Annotated in this window: 14 protein-coding genes; 4 read left to right on the forward strand and 10 right to left on the reverse strand. The window is 73.5% G+C overall.

The window, feature by feature from the left end:
• Positions 1 to 37 precede the first annotated feature (37 nt).
• Complete coding sequence (locus tag IE332_RS17450) at positions 38 to 739, reverse strand: response regulator transcription factor (RefSeq protein WP_189917088.1); 702 nt, start codon at positions 737 to 739, stop codon at positions 38 to 40.
• Between the two features lie 26 nt (positions 740 to 765).
• Positions 766 to 2,034 (reverse strand): sensor histidine kinase, encoded by a 1,269-nt coding sequence (locus tag IE332_RS17455; RefSeq protein WP_229928670.1) that lies wholly within the window; start codon positions 2,032 to 2,034, stop codon positions 766 to 768.
• A 204-nt stretch (positions 2,035 to 2,238) separates the two neighbouring features.
• Between IE332_RS17455 and IE332_RS17460 the strand changes: the two genes are divergently transcribed.
• Positions 2,239 to 2,991 (forward strand): ABC transporter ATP-binding protein, encoded by a 753-nt coding sequence (locus IE332_RS17460; RefSeq protein ID WP_189917092.1) that lies wholly within the window; start codon positions 2,239 to 2,241, stop codon positions 2,989 to 2,991.
• A complete protein-coding gene (locus IE332_RS17465; protein ID WP_189917094.1) occupies positions 2,988 to 5,378 on the forward strand; it encodes an ABC transporter permease in 2,391 nt (796 codons plus the stop codon). Before IE332_RS17460 ends, IE332_RS17465 begins: the two co-directional genes overlap by 4 nt.
• Positions 5,379 to 5,395: 17 nt before the next feature.
• Here IE332_RS17465 and IE332_RS17470 read toward each other — a convergent pair whose 3' ends face one another.
• The 4 genes from IE332_RS17470 to IE332_RS17485 all read right to left on the reverse strand — a co-directional run bounded on the left by IE332_RS17470 (position 5,396) and on the right by IE332_RS17485 (position 8,780).
• Positions 5,396 to 5,947 carry a hypothetical protein gene (locus tag IE332_RS17470; protein ID WP_189917096.1) on the reverse strand — a complete coding sequence of 184 codons (552 nt, stop codon included), beginning with the start codon at positions 5,945 to 5,947 and terminating at the stop codon, positions 5,396 to 5,398.
• A 117-nt stretch (positions 5,948 to 6,064) separates the two neighbouring features.
• Entirely contained in the window at positions 6,065 to 6,520 is a 456-nt protein-coding gene (locus tag IE332_RS17475; protein WP_189917098.1) for a DUF6193 family natural product biosynthesis protein, read from the reverse strand.
• A 115-nt stretch (positions 6,521 to 6,635) separates the two neighbouring features.
• Positions 6,636 to 7,640 (reverse strand): JmjC domain-containing protein, encoded by a 1,005-nt coding sequence (locus IE332_RS17480; RefSeq protein WP_189917100.1) that lies wholly within the window; start codon positions 7,638 to 7,640, stop codon positions 6,636 to 6,638.
• A gap of 66 nt (positions 7,641 to 7,706) precedes the next feature.
• Entirely contained in the window at positions 7,707 to 8,780 is a 1,074-nt protein-coding gene (locus tag IE332_RS17485; protein ID WP_229928688.1) for a cytochrome P450, read from the reverse strand.
• A 446-nt stretch (positions 8,781 to 9,226) separates the two neighbouring features.
• Here IE332_RS17485 and IE332_RS17490 point away from each other — a divergent pair, with 446 nt between their 5' ends.
• Complete coding sequence (locus tag IE332_RS17490; protein WP_189917111.1) at positions 9,227 to 9,679, forward strand: DUF5990 family protein; 453 nt, start codon at positions 9,227 to 9,229, stop codon at positions 9,677 to 9,679.
• Between the two features lie 80 nt (positions 9,680 to 9,759).
• On the opposite strand, the gene IE332_RS17495 is transcribed toward IE332_RS17490, so the two are convergent.
• The gene (locus IE332_RS17495) at positions 9,760 to 12,030 is read right to left on the reverse strand and encodes a M9 family metallopeptidase (protein WP_189917113.1); all 2,271 of its coding nucleotides are present in this window, start codon (positions 12,028 to 12,030) and stop codon (positions 9,760 to 9,762) included.
• A 298-nt stretch (positions 12,031 to 12,328) separates the two neighbouring features.
• Between IE332_RS17495 and IE332_RS17500 the strand changes: the two genes are divergently transcribed.
• Entirely contained in the window at positions 12,329 to 12,931 is a 603-nt protein-coding gene (locus IE332_RS17500; RefSeq protein WP_189917115.1) for a superoxide dismutase, read from the forward strand.
• An 82-nt stretch (positions 12,932 to 13,013) separates the two neighbouring features.
• On the opposite strand, the gene meaB is transcribed toward IE332_RS17500, so the two are convergent.
• Genes meaB through IE332_RS17515 form a run of 3 tightly spaced genes read right to left on the reverse strand, consistent with a single transcriptional unit; the run spans position 13,014 to position 18,156 of the window.
• On the reverse strand, positions 13,014 to 14,006 hold the full coding sequence (gene meaB / locus IE332_RS17505) for a methylmalonyl Co-A mutase-associated GTPase MeaB (protein WP_189917117.1): 993 nt from the start codon (positions 14,004 to 14,006) through the stop codon (positions 13,014 to 13,016).
• A gap of 17 nt (positions 14,007 to 14,023) precedes the next feature.
• A complete protein-coding gene (scpA, locus tag IE332_RS17510) occupies positions 14,024 to 16,291 on the reverse strand; it encodes a methylmalonyl-CoA mutase (protein ID WP_229928671.1) in 2,268 nt (755 codons plus the stop codon).
• On the reverse strand, positions 16,288 to 18,156 hold the full coding sequence (locus IE332_RS17515) for a methylmalonyl-CoA mutase family protein (protein WP_189917119.1): 1,869 nt from the start codon (positions 18,154 to 18,156) through the stop codon (positions 16,288 to 16,290). Before IE332_RS17515 ends, scpA begins: the two co-directional genes overlap by 4 nt.
• Positions 18,157 to 18,207 lie beyond the last annotated feature (51 nt).

Below are 18,207 nucleotides of genomic sequence, written 5' to 3' on the forward strand. Positions count from 1 at the left end.
GTCGTCAACCCCCGGGCTCCCGCCCGTCGTTACGGCGTTACGGCTCCTGCGCCGCGGACCCCACGCTGACCAGCCCGGTCTCGTACGCCGCGACCACCACCTGGGCCCGGTCCCGCAGCCCCAGCTTGCCGAGGATCCGGGCGACGTGCGTCTTCACCGTCGCCTCGGACAGCCGCAGCCGGGCGGCGAGTTCGGCGTTGCTGAGGCCGCGGCCGAGCAGCGCCATCACCTCCAGTTCGCGCGGGGTGAGCGTGCCCAGCTCCCGGTGCGGGGCGGCGGTCGGGGCGTCCGGGCGGGCGAAGCGCTCGACCAGGCGGCGGGTGATGGCGGGGGCGAGCAGCGCGTCCCCGGTGCGGACCAGCCGGACGGCGGCGGCCAGGTGCTCCGGGGTGACGTCCTTGAGCAGGAACCCGCTCGCCCCGGCGGCCATCGCGGCGTAGACGTAGTGGTCGAGGTCGAAGGTGGTCAGCATGATGATCCGCGGCGGCTGCCCGGAGGGGTCGGCGAGGATCCGGCGGGTGGCCTCCAGCCCGTCCAGGCCGGGCATCCGGATGTCCATCAGGACGACGTCCGGCCCGGTCCGGCGGACGGCGGAGACGGCCCGCTCGCCGTCCTCCGCCTCGGCGACCACCTCGATCCCCTCCGACTCCAGGATCAGCCGGAACCCGCTGCGGACGAGGGCCTGGTCGTCGGCGACCACCACCCGGATCGGCTGTCCACTCGTCGGCTGTCCACTCATCGGTGGTTCAGTCGTCGGCTGTTCACTCATCGGCTCTCCAACGGGATCAGGGCGGTGACGCGGTAGCCGCCGCGCGGCCGGGGGCCGGACCGCAGGGTGCCGCCGTAGACGGCGAGGCGTTCGCGGAGGCCGAGCAGGCCGCGGCCGTTGCCGGTGGCGGCGGCGCCGGTGGGGCGGCCGCCGGTGTCGGTGACGTCCACCGTCAGGCGGTCGGGGGCGTACTCGACGGTCACCGTGGCGTCGGCGCCGCCCGCGTGCTTGACGGTGTTGGTGAGGGCCTCCTGGACGACCCGGTAGGCGGCCAGTTCGACCCCGGGCGGCACCGGCCGGCGCTCGCCCCGGACCGCCAGCTCCACCGGCAGCCCGGCCCGGCGGACGCCCTCGACCAGCGCGTCCAGCCGGCCGAGGCCCGGCTGCGGGCTCAGGTCGGCCCCGGCGGCCGGGTCGAAGCCGGGCGCCGGATCGGCGGGTTCCGAGTCGATGGTCAACAGGCCCATGACGTGGCGAAGTTCGGTCATCGCCGCGCGCCCGCCGGACTCCACCGCGGCCATCGCCTCGCGGGCCTTGTCCGGGGCGGTGTCCAGGATCTTGCGGGCGGCACCGGCCTGGATCGTCATCATGCTCACGTTGTGGGTCACCACATCGTGCAACTCCCGTGCGATCCGCGCCCGTTCGAGCTCCACCGCGCGGCGCAGGGCGGCCAGCTGCTCGCGCTCCAGGGCGGTCAGCCGCTCCCGCCCCTCGTCCACCCGGCGGCGCCACATCCGCAGTTCGTAGGCGACCGCGAACACCGGCACCAGGACCAGGACGGCGATCACCCCGTTGGGGAAGTGCGGCAGCTTGGCGTCGGTGAAGAGCACCACCAGCGCGGCCGTCGCGACCGGCAGGCTGAGCAGGACGGTCCTCGGGCGGCGCCCGTACGCGGCCGCGCTGTACGCGGCGACGATCACCGCCGTGCCCGCCGAGTACGCGATGTCCTGCGACTGGTGGCGGACCAGCAGCGCGGCCGGCAGCACCGCCCACAGCACCGCCAGCGGGTGGCGGCGGCGCAGCACCAGGGGCAGCGGCACGAGCGGGACCAGCAGCAACAGCCAGGTCAGGGTCGTTTCGCGCGGGTTGTCCGCGATGGTGGCGTAGCGCCCGCTGGTGACGGAGAGGAAGAGGGCCAGGGCCACGTCGAAGGCCAGGCCGCGCCGGGTCGGCCGGGGCGGCGGCGTGGCGCCCGGGCCATCGGCCGGGTCGTCGGCCGGGCGGAGGGCCGCGCGCAGCCGTCGCACCGTCGGATGGTTGATCACCGGGCCATTGTGGTGGTCGGGCGGCCCCGGGGACAGCCCCGCGGACGGCGGTAGCCGGTACATCCGGCGACTACCTCGCAAGGATGACGCCGCGCCGGATCCGCCGGACGCGGTACGGAAGTTGCCGCGGGCGACGGACGCGGCGGCGCCCCGCCCCTCCGTACCGTCGTGCCGTCCACCGGAAGGAACGGGTGAGGAGCGGGGATGAGCAGCGTACGAGGAGTGCCGGGGTCGGGGTCCAGGCCGGGGCCGGGGTCGAGCGGCGATCCGGTGATCGAGCTGAGCGGGGTGAGCCGCCACTACGAGGGCGCGCGGGCGGCGCTGGACGGGGTGACGCTGAGCGTACGGGCGGGGGAGTCGGTGGCCGTGCTCGGCCCGTCCGGGAGCGGCAAGTCCACGCTGCTGAACCTGGTGGCCGGGCTGGACCGGCCGAGCGCCGGGACGGTCACCGTGGCCGGGGTCCGGGTGGACCGGCTGGGGGAGGCGGCCTCGGCCCGCTACCGGCGCGGCACGATCGGCATGGTGTTCCAGTTCTTCAACCTGCTGGACGACCTCACCGTCGCCGACAACGTGGTGCTGGCCGGGGAGCTGGCCGGGGTCCCGCGCGGCGAGGCCCGGCGCCGGGCCGGGGATCTGCTGGAGTCGCTCGGCATCGACCGGCACGCCCGCGCCCACCCGGGCCGGCTCTCCGGCGGTGAGCGCCAACGCGTCGCGGTGGCCCGGGCGTTGATGAACCGGCCGACGGTGTTGCTGGCCGACGAGCCGACCGGTGCGCTGGACTCGGCCTCGGGCGAGGACGTCAAGGAGCTCTTCCGGGAGCTGCACGAGGACGGCCAGACCGTCCTGATCGTCACCCACGACCTGGCGCTGGCCGAGGACTGCGCGACCCGCACGGTCCGGATGCGCGACGGCCGGATCGAGGCGGACTCGGCGGCAGCCCCGGCGGTGACGGCATGAGCGCGCTCGGCAGGGTCGTGCGCGCCGGCGTCCGGCGGCGCCGGACGCAGTCGGTCGCGGTCGGGCTGGCCACCCTGGTGGCCACCACCTGCTCAGTCCTCGGCGGCTCGCTGCTGGTCGCCTCCCAGGCGCCCTTCGACCGGGCCTTCGACGCCCGGCACGGCGCCCACCTCACCGCGCGCTTCGACGGTACCCGGACGGACGCCGACCGGCTCGCCGCCACCGCGCACGCCGCCGGGGTGACGGCCGCCGCCGGGCCGTTCCGCACCGTCACGGTCGACCCCGAGCCGGGCCCGGACTCCGGCGTCCCGGCCGGGGTGACCATGGCCCCGATGACCGTCACCGGCCGTGCCGCCCCGGCCGCCGGGGACATCGACGACGTCGAGCTTCTGCAGGGAAGTTGGCCGACCCGGCCGGGCGAGGTGGTGATCGACTCCGGGTACCGGGACCAGGAGCTGGAGACCGGTGCCACCCTGCGCCTGCCCGGTCTGCCGGGGGCACCGACGCTGCGGATCGTCGGCCGGGCCCGGTCCGTCAGCCGTACCTCCGACGCCTGGGTGACGCCCGACGGCATCACCGCGCTCACGGCGTCGGGCAGCACCCCCGGCTACGAGATGCTCTACCGCTTCGCGCAGGCCGGCACCGCCGACGCGATGGCCGTCGACCGGGCCGCCGTCACCGCCGCCGCCCCCGCCGGCTCGCTGACCGGCGCGCAGTCCTGGCTCACCGCCAAGCAGGGCTCCGACCGCAACACCGCGCTGTTCCTGCCGTTCATGGTCGCCTTCGGGCTGCTCGGCCTGGCGATGTCGGTCCTGGTGGCGGGGAATGTGGTGGCCGGCGCGGTCGGCACCGCGACCCGACGGATCGGCGTGCTCAAGGCCCTCGGCTGCACCCCCGCCCAGGTGGTGCGGGCGTACGTCGCCCAGGCGCTGGTCCCGGCCGGCGCCGGCACCCTGCTCGGGGTGGTCGCCGGCAACCTGCTGACCGTCCCGGTGCTCGCCACCACCGGGCAGCTGTACGGCACCGACACCTCCGGCATCGCCCCCTGGGTGGACCTCGCGGTGGCGGGCGGCACCCTCGCCGCCGTCGCCCTGGTCGCCTGGGCGGCCGCCGCCCGGGCCGGACGGCTGCGCACGGTGGACGCGCTGGCCGTCGGCCGTACGGCGGGCGGCACCCGGCGGGACGCGGTCGCCCGGCGCGCCGCCGCACTGGCCGCCCGGCTGCCGCTGCCCCGGCCGCTGAGCCTCGGCCTGGCCCAGCCCTTCGCCCGCCCGGCCCGGGCCGCCGGCATGCTCGCGGCGGTGCTGTTCGGCACGGCGGCGGCGGCCTTCGCGACGGGCATGGGCGGCACGATGACCTGGGTGCAGGAGGCGAAGAACCACGACGTCTCGGACGTCTTCGTGCACCCCCAGCGGCCCGGCGTCTCGCCCGCGCTCTGGTCGGCCCCTGTGGCCCGGCCGGAAGCGGCCGACCCGGCCGCCGTCACCGCCGCCCTGACCGCCCAGCCCGGCACCGCCGCCTACTACGGCACCGGCGTCGAGGACGTCACCGTGCCCGGCGTCGCCGGGAACACCACGGTGACCGCCTTCACCGGCGACAGCGGCCGGGCCGGCTACCGGATGGTGTCCGGCCGCTGGTACCGGGGCCCGGGCGAGGCCGTCGCCCCCGCCACCTTCCTCACGGAGGCCTCGGCGAGGATCGGCGACCAGGTCACCTTCACGGACCACGGCCGCCCGGTCACCGTCCGGATCGTCGGCGAGGTCTTCGACCCGCACGTCCAGACCAACGAGCTCTTCACCGACGCCGCCACCTTCCCGGCCGGAACGGCCCCGAAGCCGGACGTCTGGTTCGTCACGCTCAAGGACGGCACCGACCGCGCCGCCTACGCGACCGCCCTCGGCCGCGCGCTCGCCCCGGTGCACATGAGCGCCGAGGCCGGCGGACCGTCCGGCTCCAGCGACATGATCCTCGCGATGAGGTCCCTCACCGCGACGCTGACCGCGCTGCTGGTCGCCGTCGCCGGGCTCGGGGTGTTCAACACCGTCGTCCTGGAGATCCGGGAACGGCGGCGGGACACCGGCGTCAACAAGGCGATCGGCATGACCCCGCCGCAGACCGTGGGCACGGTGCTCGCCTCGGTGCTCCTGGTCGGCGCCGTCGGCGGCGCGGCCGGCCTGCCCGTCGGCCTGCTGCTGCATCGGGTCACCGTGCCCGCGATGGGCCACTCCGCCGGGCTGAACTTCCCGGCCGCGGCACTGGACGTCCTCGGCACCCCGCAGCTGGTGGTGCTCGGCCTGGGCGGCGTACTGATCGCCCTGCTCGGGGCGCTGGTGCCGGCCGTACGGGCGGCGCGGGCGCGGACGGTGGACGCCCTGCGGGCGGAGTGACGGCGGGGGCGGGAGGCTCAGGCGCCGTCCGGGGCCCGGTCGTTCCCCTCCTGCCGCTCCGCCGCCTTCTCGGCCGCCCGCTGCTCCTCGGCCTTCTTCTCCGCGGCCCGGACCTGCTCGGTGAAGGTGTGCGCGTCGATCCGCTCGACGGTGGCACCGTGCCGGGCGGCCAGCTCGTCGGCCGGGCCGGGGGAGGCCTCCCGCAGCTCCAGGACGATCAGCACGCCGCCGTCCGGCACCCGGGTGGAGAGCACGATCAGGGCGGCGCCGGCCTCGGTCGCGTACCGCTCCTCCGCGGCGTTGCCCAGGGCCGCGCCCGCCGCGAAGCCCAGCAGCACGCCGATCGGCCCGCCGAGCAGCCCGACCACCCCGCCGAGCAGCCCCGACCCGACGGTGGCCACGCCCGCACCCCGGGTGAAGGTGTCCCTGACCTCCAGCACCCCCTCGGTGCTGCGCTCCAGCGCGGCCGCGACCCGCAGACCCGGCAGGTGCTGCGCCTCGTCGAAGGCGGGGCGCCAGCCGGCGGCGTCGGGGAAGGTCAGCAGGACGGCGTTGTGCTGCTCGCTCATCGCACTCCGATCGGGCCGGGACCGGCGGTGGCCGGGCTTCCATCGTGACCCTCGGTACAGGCCGGTGCCACAGGAACGGCGCACTCGAACCCCGGCCGGGTGGCGTCTGGCCGGGGTTCAGCCCTCGGGCCGGTTGAAGAGCGGCCCCAGGTCCGGCGGGAGGTGCTCGACCACCAGGGCGACGGCCTCCTCGGGGCTGGTCGGGCTGCCGAGCACGTCGAGGCTGAACGGGCGGCGGACGCGGTAGATCCCGTTCCCCATCGGGTCGGTGAACGGGATGCCCTCATGGGTCCACGGCCAGTGCGTCGACAGGCTGAAGCACAGGGTGTAGTGGCTGGTCCAGAGGTAGAGCCGGCGCAGCCTCGGCTCGGCGTACGCGGCCCGGAGCAGGCGCAGCTGGTCGTCGATCGCGCTGCCGGGACCGCGCCCGTTCGCCAGCTTGCGCCACTCCGAAGCCCGGATCTTGTTCTGCCAGTTGGCCTCCGCAGCGGCCTCCGGCCCGATCGCGCGGGCGGCGGCGACGTCCAGCATGACGGGCTTGGGCGGAAGGTCCTTCAGATCGTCGGATCGCATGCCTGAGAGTCTGCCCTGGCCCCTCCCGGAATCGAACACCAGCAGCTCCGATGATCGGCCGCCACTGACCGGGGCCAGCCCGCCGACCCGCTGGCCCCGGTCGGCGGGTCGGGTGTCAGTGCGTGGCGCGTGCCGCGGCGCGCAGTCGGCGCCAGGTGCGGCCGACGGATCCCAGCCCGGGGCGCCCGGTGCCGGGCCCGCCGGTCTCCCAGGCCCGGGCCGTCTCGGCGAAGCTCTCCGGCCGGGTCGGCGTCGCGGGCGGCAGCGACGCGGCCCGGGCGGCGAGCAGCAGGTCTTCCGGTCCGATCGTGTCGAGCCGCTCCCGGGCCTGGCCGAGCAGTGTGCCGCAGGCGTCGGCGATCGCGGCCTGGCCTAGTGGGCGTGCCGGGAGGGCCGACCCTTCGGCCAGTTGTTGCGCGAGGGCCGTCCGCAGGTCCTGCAGGGAGAGGTCGCGGATGGTGAGCGACAGGTGGGCGGACAGTCCGGCGGCGCCCACCGCCCGGTGCGCGAAGCCGCGCGGCACGTAGAGCAGGTCGCCGGGTTCGAGGACGCGGTGGAGGCGTTGCCGGGAGCGTTCGTCGTCCGGGAGTTCTCCCAGGGACCAGTCCGCCGCGGCCGGCGCGTCGTGGACGTACCAGGTCTTGCGTCCGGCCGCCTGGAGGACGAACACGTCGGCGTCGTCGCGGTGCACCGCGAGGCCCTGGCCGCCGGCCGGGGTGAGGAAGAAGAACGCCTCCACGCGCCGGCCGAGTTCCTCGGACAGCCGGGCCACCAGCTCGCCCGTCGGGCGGTGCCACTGGTCGACGCACCGCAGCAGCAGCGTCGCCCCGGCGCGCAACCGCTCGATGACCTTCGCGCGGTCGGCGAAGCCCTCGTGCGTCACGCCGTTGACCACGCGTGAGGTGGTGTAGGCCTCGGTCGGGACGGTCACCTTGTCGGAGCGGACCATCTCCAGGTAGGGGGTGCGCAGCAACCCTCCGTCGAAGGCGGCGTCCAGCACGTCGAGGTCGAACGGCGGGGCGAGGGCCTCCGGGGTGAAGACCGCGGGCTCGCGCTGCCACTGGCGGCCGGTGAAGGTCTCGATGTCGCCGACCCAGTCGGCCAGCGTGGGCGATTCCATGATGTGTCCCGTGGTGTCAGGGTGTTCGGTGCTCGCGGCCGGCGGTCTCCGCCCGCTGCCGCCGGGTCATCTCCCTGCCGCCTCGAACCGTGTCGCCGCCTCGAATCGTACGGAGAGCAGGGAGCGCAGGGGGACGGGTGCGTCGTGGCGCGGGCCGCGGATGACGAGGCCGCTGTCGAAGGCGACGGTCAGCAGCCGCTCGGCCAGGGGGACGACCAGGTGCTTGGCCCAGCAGCGCGCGCCGTCGAAGCCGAAGGGCATGAACGCGGGCGTCTTCTCCGGGTCCGCGACCCCGGCCCACCGCTCGGGCCGGAACTCCAGCGGGTCGGACCAGTGGTCCGGGTCGCGGTGCATCAGGAGCGGGAAGAGCGCCACGTTGTCCGTGGGGCGGATCTCGGGGTGCAGCCCGGTGTACGCCTCCCCGCCCGTGCGCCACAGCATCCACGCGGGCGGCAGCAGGCGCAGGGTCTCCCACAAAACAGCGGTGAGGTCGGCGGGGGCGGTCTCCCGGCCTCCGTGCTGCCGCAGCAGCCACAGGGCGTTGCCGGCCAGTGCGGCCACGCCGTCGCAGAGGGTGGCGGTCGCCCGCCGGTACATCGCGACGGCCTGCTTGCGGTCCAGGGGGTCGGAGGCGCCGCGGATCAGCTCGGCCAGTGCGGTCGACCCGGCCCCGTTCCCATCCCCACCCCCGGGGCCCGGCCAGACGGTGACGGCCCGGTCGACGATCCGGGAGAGGGCGTCGGAGCGCGTGATGCCGCGTTTCGACAGCAGGGAGACCGGCAGGGGGTCGGAGGAGAAGAGCCAGCGGCGCAGGTAGGAGGTGGGCGCGTAGGGCCAGGCGCCGGACAGCCCGCGGGCCGGGGGCGGCGGCGTCCGGATGCCCGCCATGACGTCCTGCCCGAGCGCCCGGATCGTCCGGGTCGCGCTGTCGTGCGGGATGTCGGCTCCCGCGGCGGGCTTGTAGACCGAGCGCTCCGTGGACAGCACGGGGCGCGCCGCGACGATTTCGGCGGTCAGCCGGTGGTCGGAGACGCCGACCGTGGTGGCGTCGATCCGGAATACCTTTTCGGTCCGCTCCAGCAGGTCCCGGATCCTCGGGGCATAGACGAGGGAATGGCCGAGCACGGCGGCCGGCGCCATTTCTTCCACGAGAATCCCGCCTTTATCGGAATGGCGATGACATGCGTAGTGCGCCGCATCGCCGGGCGGAGGGGGCGGCTCGGCCGCGCCGCGCCCCCGCCCGGCGACGGTGCGTCAGATGACGTGCAGGACCCACGCGTGGGCGGCGAGGTCCTCGTCCTTCTTGAACTTCTTGACGATCGCCTTGAACATCTTCATGGCTGTCCCCATTTCCGTGGTTTCGGGCGCGACACGGCAGTCGCACCTCGATCGTGAGGCGAATTCGGAATTCCGCTGGCGGACTCCGGACCCGCTTCATCCGTCCCTGGACCATAACCGACCGTTCGACGATTTGACACCCCTCGGACAGCCGTTGATCGCATCTCTTCGCAATATTGACGGCCGATATTTGGGGGAATTGTTATAACCCCGCCCCGGCACGTCCGTGGATGGGGGAACATGGCGGTATGGAGCTGAGGATCGAGGCCACCGACCTGCCCGGCCGTGAGTGCGGCGCCACACCGGGCGACCCGGAGTACCGGGACGTCCACGTCGCCGTCCAGCGCCGGGGGAAGCCGGGCGAGCTGCTGGACCCGCAACCCGGGGACGCGGCGCGGGCGGGCTGGTCGCTGGAGTGCGCGACGAAGCCGCTGCCGGACGGCGGGGTGGACATCACCGGGCGGTACGTCCAGGGCGGCCCGGGCGGGCGGTTCGTCTACCTGAACTGGGTGGCGAGGGACGGGGGCGACTGGACGATGTTCCGCCGGGCGAAGCTGCTGCTGGAGGAGATCGACCGGGACACCGCCCGGGAGGCCGCCCGTACCGGCCTCCTGGTCGCCCGACTCGGCCTGACCGACGTCAAGGGGCACCCGCTGTGCGCCGCCGTCCGCCCCCCGCTGGTCACCTGGTCGCCGGCGTAGGCGGGTGTGGCGTAGGTGGGGAAAACGGGAAGGGCCCCGCGTCGCCGCGGGGCCCTCCGGTACCGGTCGTGCGGGGGCGGTCAGTTGTACGTCGTGGTGACGGTGACGCCGCTGAAGGCCTGCTGGCCGTAGAGGCTGAAGTAGACCCAGCCGGACGGCGGGTTGGCGATGGTGAGGGTCTCGCCGTTGCCGCCGGCGGTGGACTTGGCCCGGTAGGAGCCGGTGGTGGCCCACGCGCCGCCGTTGTAGTAGAGGTCGGCGTTGCCGGTGCCGCCGCTGGTGGTGACGGTCAGCTGCTGCACGCCGGCCGGGAGGTACAGGAAGCTGTAGCTGTAGTTCCCGGTGGTGGCGGCCACGTTGTCGCGGCGGCAGTTCTTGTCGTACTGCCGGGCGTCGGCGGCGGTGCACAGCGGCGCCTGGGAGGTGGGCAGCGAGCCGCAGTTGTCGGCGGCGCAGGCCTTGAGCCAGGTGGCGAAGTCGGCGTCGTAGCGGGTGCCGATGGTGGTCTTGAGGATGGTGCGGGCGCCGTTCCAGTCGCCCACGCGGTACTTGGCGAGCAGGGCGTCGACGTCCTGCGGGTGCGACTGGAGCATGTAACGGACGGCCAGGTAGCCCCAGTTGTAGATCCGGGTGGAGTCCGCGTTGTCGTAGGTGCTGTCGAAGAGGGTGCTCAGCGTGTAGGTGCCCTTGCCGGCCTGGGTGACCGCGTCGTCGTAGTGGACGCCCCGGTAGCTGTAGGAGACGTACTCGGCGAGGCCCTCGACCCACCAGATGGTCGGGGTGGTCATGCCGGCGTCGAAGTCGCCGTAGAAGTCGTAGCGGCCGTCGAGGTAGTGGGTGTACTCGTGGTTGAGGTTCCAGATCTGGAACTGGGGGCGCAGCCAGGAGGCCTCGTGGGCGATGAAGCGGGCCTGGTTGCCGGCCGCGTTGGGCTTGCCCTCCTCGTACATGCCGCCGTTGTCCACGGCGATGTGGTACATCTCCCAGGCGTACAGGCTGTAGTTGTAGTAGTCGTCGAAGGCGACGACCTCCAGGCTGGTGTTGTTGTCGTCGGCGACCGGGCCGCCGTCCTTGACCAGCTTGTGGAAGAACGCGTCCTGGTTGACCAGGCTGGTGCAGGTGTCGGCGAGCTGCTGCGCGGTCATGTCCTGGGCGCGGATGCGCAGGTTGGCGTTGCAGGTGTGGTCGACGGTGAGCACGAGCGGGACGAGCCGGGTGGGCACGTCACAGGTGCCGTAGTACGAGCAGTTGCCGGCGTCCTTGTTCTCCGCGAACCAGAGCAGGTTCATGGTGAGCGGCCCGGTGTTGCCGACCAGCGGGTAGCGGTTGATCAGGTCCTTGAGGATCGGACGGCCCTGGGCGCGCAGCGCGGTGTTGGCGACCAGGTTGCCGAGCTCCATGCCGATGCCGGTCACCATGTCCGAGCCGTTGAGCTGGGAGCTGTTGCGGGTGACGAAGGACTGCACGGTGGTGGCGAAGGACGGGTCGGCCTGGAGCGCGGCGGTGAAGGCCGGCAGGTCGAAGCCGCGCTCGATGACGGTCTTGGTGTTGGCGACGGCGGCGGCCATCGAGCCGGTCCAGGACGGGGTGTAGTCGGTCAGCAGCCGCTTGACGACGCCGGTGTAGCGGGCGTTCTCCTGGGCGCTGTCGATCAGGGTGACGGCCTCGGCGAGGGTGGCGCCGTTGGCCTCGGTGACGTCCTTGCTGTGCGGGGCGGCGAAGAAGGCGTCCAGCGCGCCGCGGGCGGCGGTCTGCAGGGTGGTGCCGTACGTGCCGACGACGTCCGGGTGGTTCCACTGGACGTAGTAGCCGGCGCGCAGGAAGAGCACCAGCTCGCCGGCCGCGGTGGAGTCGTCGCCGGGGTAGGTGGCGGCGGTGTCGCGCAGGGCGTTGGCGACGCTGACCATCTGGGCCTCGTTGAACGCGGCCTTGGCGTCGTTGCCGGTCAGCGTGAACAGCGTGTTGACGCAGTCGAGTCCGGCGGCCTTGACCTTCTGGACCAGCGCGGCACCGGAGTTGCCGGTGAACGCGGAGACGTCGCAGGCGTTGGCGGCGGCCGAGAGCTGCTTCGCCGTCCGGGCGCCGACGGTGCTGCCCGCCGTCGGGGCGGTGGCCTTGGCCTGCGGGTCCGAGGCGAGCGGGCGGGCGTCCTTCGGGGTGTCGGGCGACTTGGGGACGGGGATCGCCCGCGGCGCGGCGGCCTTGGCGGCGGGCGCGGCCGGCTTGCCCGCTGGGGTGGGGGCGGGGGCGGCGTGGGCCTGGGGCGCGAAGAGTCCGAGGGCGAGGAAGAAGGCGGCGCCGAGCGCAGGGAGTCTGCGCGCGTTCGCCTTCGCTATCCGGAAGGGACGCATGGGTGGGGGCCTCCGGGGCCGTTGAGGGTCGTCGTGCGGTGATTGGGGCGCACGGGTTCCTGATGTGTGACATGTAAAATGGCACACAGGTTGACGCGAAGGGAAGCCCCCGGGAACGGATTTGTTGTCAGACCTCGGTGCGGGCCCGCGCTCTGAGATGCCGGCTGCTGCGACCAGTGTGCCCGACGGGGTGTGAGGAATAAGCAGGAGCCCATGCTTCGTTCCTGCAAGTCATACGCAATAGTGTTGTCCCGGCACGATCAGCATCGTTCAACCCGCCGAAAGGGGCCGTGTCCTGATGGGCACCTACACGCTTCCCGACCTCCCGTACGACTACTCCGCGCTCGAGCGGGCCATGTCGGCCGAGATCCTGGAGCTGCACCACTCCAAGCACCACGCCGCCTACGTCAAGGGCGCCAACGACACCCTGGAGCAGCTCGCCGAGGCGCGCGACAAGGAGCAGTTCGGCGGCCTGGTCGGCCTGCAGAAGACCTTCGCCTTCCACCTGTCCGGCCACGTGCTGCACTCGCTGTTCTGGGAGAACCTCTCCCCGGAGGGCGGCGACCGCCCCGAGGGCGAGCTCGCCGACGCCATCACCGAGCACTTCGGCGGTTTCGAGGCCTTCAAGAAGCAGCTCACCACCGCCACCACCGGCGTCCAGGGCTCCGGCTGGGGCATCCTCTCCTGGGAGCCGCTCGGGCAGCGCCTGATCGTCGAGCAGGTCTACGACCACCACGGCAACGTCGGCCAGGGCACCACCCCGCTGCTGGCCTTCGACGCCTGGGAGCACGCCTACTACCTGCAGTACCGCAACGTCCGCCCCGACTACGTCACCCGCCTGTGGGACGTCGTCAACTGGCAGGACGTGTCGGCCCGCTTCGCGGCCGTCAAGAGCGCCTGATCACCCCATCAGGTGACACGAAGGCCCCGGACCGGTCGGGCGGTCCGGGGCCTGTCGTCGTTTCCAGCCCTCGTGCCCGGGCTCAGGGGGTGCCGAAGAAGGCGTCCAGGAGGTGCTGGGCGGCGAGGCCGGCGGGGAGGGTGCCGGCGCGGACCCGGGCTTCCAGGTCGGGGGCGAGGCGGCGGACCTCGGGGTGTTCGTGGAGGCGGGCGTAGAGCTGGTCGTGGACCATGGCCCAGGTCCATTCGACCTGCTGGTCGCGGCGCTTGGCGGCCAGGGCGCCGGTGGCGTCGAGGACCTTGCGGTGCTGCTGGAGGCGTTCCCAGAGGACGTCGAGGCCGGTGTTGTCGAGGCCGCTGCAGGTCAGGACGGGCGGGGTCCAGGCGGCGTCGGGGGCCTGCAGCAGCCGCAGGGCGCCGGCGAGTTCGCGGGCGGCGGCCTTGGCGTCGCGTTCGTGTGGCCCGTCGGCCTTGTTGACGGCGATGACGTCGGCGAGTTCCAGGACGCCCTTCTTGATCCCCTGGAGCTGGTCGCCGGTGCGGGCGAGGCTGAGGAGGAGGAAGGTGTCGACCATGCCGGCGACGGCGGTCTCGGACTGGCCGACGCCGACCGTTTCGATGAGGACGACGTCGTAGCCGGCCGCTTCCATCACGACCATGGACTCGCGGGTGGCCTTGGCGACGCCGCCCAGGGTGCCGGAGGTGGGGGAGGGGCGGACGAAGGCGTGCGGGTCGACGGCGAGGCGTTCCATCCGGGTCTTGTCGCCGAGGATGGAGCCGCCGGTGCGGCTGGAGGTGGGGTCGACGGCGAGGACCGCGACCCGGTGGCCGAGCCCGGTGAGCATGGTGCCGAAGGAGTCGATGAAGGTCGACTTGCCGACACCGGGCACCCCGGTGATGCCGACCCGGACCGCCCCGCCCGCGTGCGGCAGCAGCCGCTGGAGCAGCTGCTGCGCGAGCACGCGGTGGTCGGGCCGGGTGGATTCGACGAGGGTGACGGCTCGCGCGATCCAGGCGCGCGAGCCGTCGAGGACGCCGGTCGCGTAGCTGTCGAGGTCGATCGTCCGGGGTGGCATCCTTCAGCGACCCCGGTTCACAGCTCGTGGCCGAGTTCGGCGGCCAGTGCCGTCAGCAGGTCGTGCGCGGCGTCGGGGATGACCGTGCCGGGGCCGAACACGGCTGCCGCGCCGGCCTCGTAGAGCGCGTCGAAGTCCTGCGGGGGGATGACCCCGCCGACGACGATGGTGATGTCCTCGCGGCCGGCGGCGGCGAGTTCGGCGCGCAGGGCGGGCACCAGGGTGAGGTGGCCGGCGGCGAGGGAGGAGACGCCGACGATGTGGACGTCGGCCTCGACGGCCTGGCGGGCGACCTCGGCCGGCGTCTGGAACAGCGGGCCGACGTCGACGGTGAAGCCGAGGTCGGCGAAGGCGGTGGCGATGACCTTCTGGCCGCGGTCATGGCCGTCCTGGCCCATCTTGGCGACCAGGATGCGGGGCCGGCGGCCCTCGGCCCGCTCGAACCGCTCGACCAGGTCGCGGGTGCGCTGGAGGGAGGCCGACGGGCCCGCTTCGTCTCGGTACACACCGGAGATGGTACGGATCTGGCCGGAGTGGCGGCCGTACACCTTCTCCAGGGCGTCCGAGATCTCGCCGACGGTGGCCTTGGCCCGGGCCGCGTTGACGGCGAGGTGCAGCAGGTTGCCGTCGAGGGAGCCGCCGCGCTGCGGGCCGGCTTCGGCGGCCCGGGTGAGCGCGTTCAGGGCGTCCTGGGTAGCGGTCTCGTCGCGCTCCTCGCGGAGGCGGCGGAGCTTCTCGATCTGCCGGGCGCGGACCGCGGAGTTGTCGACCTTGAGGACGTCGATCTGCTCGTCGCTCTCGACCCGGTACTTGTTGACGCCGATGACCGGCTGGCGGCCGGAGTCGATGCGCGCCTGGGTGCGGGCGGCGGCCTCCTCGACGCGCATCTTGGGGATGCCGGCGTCGATGGCCTTGGCCATGCCGCCGGCGGCCTCGACCTCCTGGATGTGCTGCCAGGCGCGGGCGGCCAGGTCGTTGGTCAGCTTCTCGACGTAGGCGGAGCCGCCCCACGGGTCGATGACCCGGCAGGTGCCGGACTCCTGCTGGAGCAGCAGCTGGGTGTTGCGGGCGATCCGCGCGGAGAAGTCGGTGGGCAGGGCGAGCGCCTCGTCGAGGGCGTTGGTGTGCAGCGACTGGGTGTGGCCCTGGGTGGCGGCCATCGCCTCCACGCAGGTACGGGTGACGTTGTTGAACACGTCCTGGGCGGTGAGCGACCAGCCGGAGGTCTGCGAATGGGTGCGCAGCGACAGGGACTTGGGGTTCTTCGGGTCGAACTGCTTGACCAGCTTGGCCCAGAGCAGCCGGGCCGCGCGCAGCTTGGCGACCTCCATGAAGAAGTTCATGCCGATCGCCCAGAAGAAGGAGAGCCGCGGCGCGAAGGCGTCGACGTCCAGGCCCACCTCCAGGCCCGCGCGCAGGTACTCCACCCCGTCGGCGAGGGTGTAGGCGAGTTCCAGGTCGGCGGTGGCCCCGGCTTCCTGGATGTGGTAGCCGGAGATGGAGATCGAGTTGTACCGGGGCATCTTCTGCGAGGTGTACGCGAAGATGTCCGAGATGATCCGCATCGACGGCTGCGGCGGGTAGATGTAGGTGTTGCGGACCATGAACTCCTTGAGGATGTCGTTCTGGATGGTCCCGGCCAGCTTCTCCGGCGGTACGCCCTGCTCCTCGGCGGCGACGATGTACAGCGCCAGGACGGGCAGCACGGCGCCGTTCATGGTCATCGAGACGGACATCCGGTCGAGCGGGATGCCGTCGAAGAGCTGGCGCATGTCGTAGATGGAGTCGATGGCGACGCCCGCCATGCCGACGTCGCCGGTGACGCGCGGGTGGTCGCTGTCGTAGCCGCGGTGGGTCGGCAGGTCGAAGGCGACGGAGAGGCCCTTCTGGCCGGCCGCGAGGTTGCGGCGGTAGAAGGCGTTGGACTCCTCGGCGGTGGAGAAGCCCGCGTACTGGCGGACGGTCCACGGCTGGTTGACGTACATGGTCGGGTACGGCCCGCGCAGGTACGGGGCGACGCCCGGGTAGGTCTCCAGGAAGTCGAGGCCGGCCAGGTCGTCGGCCGTGTACAGCGGCTTCACGCCGATGCCCTCGGGGGTGTCCCAGACCAGCTCGTCGACGTCCTTGCCGGTGGACTGCCGCCAGGCGGCCTGCCACTGGGCGTCGGTGACGCCGGCGGTCACATCGGCGGTGGTGTCGGCGGTGGTGTCGGCGGTCAGGTCGGCAGCGGTCGCGTCGCCGGCGGTGCCGCCGTCCAGCCCGATTCCGGTGAAGTCAGGGATCATCGGGCCACTCCGATCAGGTCCAGCAGGGAGGTCAGGACGGCGACCGCGTCTCCGCCCGCGTAGATGAACTCGTCCACGCCGTCGGGTACTTCGCCGGGCCGGCCGGCCAGCAGCACCTTCCGGGCACCGGCCGCCCTGAGAGCGCCGGCGACGGCCGGGGCGTGCTCGCCGTACAGGGCGTCGCTGGAGCAGAGGCAGGCGACGGTGGCGCCGGAGGCGGTGAAGGCCTCGGCGAACGCGGCCGGGTCGACGGACTCCAGCGAGGTGGTCGCGATGCCGCCGGCCTGGAACAGGTTGGCCGCGAAGGTGGTGCGGGCGGTGTGCGCGGAGGCGCCGCCGATCGAGGCGAGGAACAGCTTCGGCCGTTCGCCGGTGGCGGCGAGCGCGGCGTCGGAGCGGTCCCGCAGCGCCTCGTAGGCCTCGGCGCGGCGGACCCGCGGCAGGCCGCCGACGGGCACGGCCGGGGCGGGCTCGCGGACCAGTGGCTGCTCGTCCAGGTGGGGGAACTCGCTGACGCCGGTGATGGGTTCGCGCCGCTTGGCGAGCTTGGCGGACCGCTCCGCCCAGGTCGCGGCGATCCGCTCCCCGACGAGGCCCGAGCCCAGCGCGGCCTGCTGCCCGCCGGCCCGCTCGATCTCCTGGAACCAGGCCCAGGCGGCCCGGGCGAGCTCCTCGCCGAGCTGCTCGACGTACCAGGAGCCGCCGGCCGGGTCGATGACCCGGGCCAGGTGGGACTCCTCCAGAAGGATCGCCTGGGTGTTGCGGGCGATCCGGCGGGCGAAGGCGTCGGGCCGGCCGACCGCGCTGTCGAAGGGCAGTACGGTGACGGCGTCGGCGCCGCCGACCCCGGCGGCCAGGCAGGCCACGGTGGTGCGCAGCATGTTCACCCACGGGTCGCGGGCGGTCATCATCACCCGGGAGGTGACGGCGTGCTGACGCTGCGCGGAGGCCTCGGCGGACGCCCCGGAGACCTCGGCGACGCGGGCCCAGAGGCGGCGCGCGGCACGGAACTTGGCGATCGTGAGGAACTGGTCGGCGTCCGCCGCGTAGCGGAACTCGAGCTGGCCGAGCGCCTCGTCGACGGAGAGCCCGGCGGCGGTCAGCGCGCGCAGGTAGGCCACGCCGGTGGCGAGCGAGCAGCCCAGTTCCTGGGCGGGGGAGGCGCCGGCCTCGTGGTACGGCAGGGCGTCGACGGTCAGTGCCCGGACGTTCGGGTAGCCGGCGGCGCAGCGGGCGGCCAGTACGGCGGCCTCGGCGAGCAGCGCGTCGGTGCGGGCGGTGTCGCCGGTGCGGGCCTGCAGGCCCAGCGGGTCGGCGCCGAGGTTGCCGGCGGCGGAGGCGGGGGAGACCTCTCGCTGCTCGTACAGCGCGAACAACCGCGCGGCGGCGTCGGTGAATTCGGGTCCGGCGTCGAGCGCCACGGCGGCCAGGTCCAGGTACACCCCGGTCAGGGCCTCGGGCAGGCCGTCCACCGGAAGGGCCTCGCCGCCCAGTTCCAGCCAGAGTGAGCTCACACCGTGCTCCAGATCAGCCAGGACCGCCTCGTTGGCGCGCCGGCGGTCCGGGTCGGCGTGGCGCTGCCGGACGTCCCAGCCGGCGACGGCGGAGCCCTGCGGGCGGCCGCCGCGGACGAAGGGCGGGAAGCCCGGGTAGCCGGGGTCGACCGCGGTGTCCTCAGCGGTGTACAGCGGGCGTGCGGTCAGCCCGTCCTGGAGCTTGGTGGTCAGTGCCTGCTCGGCGGCGGCGCCGTCCTCGGGCTGGGCACCGGACTTGCGCAGCACGCCCTGGACGAGCTGCTGCCACTGCTCACGGTGCGCAGCCGGGAACTCGGCGGCGAGGGGGAGCCCTTCGGGCGGGACCTTCATGTCCGCAGGTTAGCGCCCGTTCGCATAGCCGCAGGAGGGGCGCCGCGTGTG

The sequence above is a fragment of the Kitasatospora xanthocidica genome (assembly GCF_014656195.1).
GTDB classification, from domain to species: domain Bacteria; phylum Actinomycetota; class Actinomycetes; order Streptomycetales; family Streptomycetaceae; genus Kitasatospora; species Kitasatospora xanthocidica.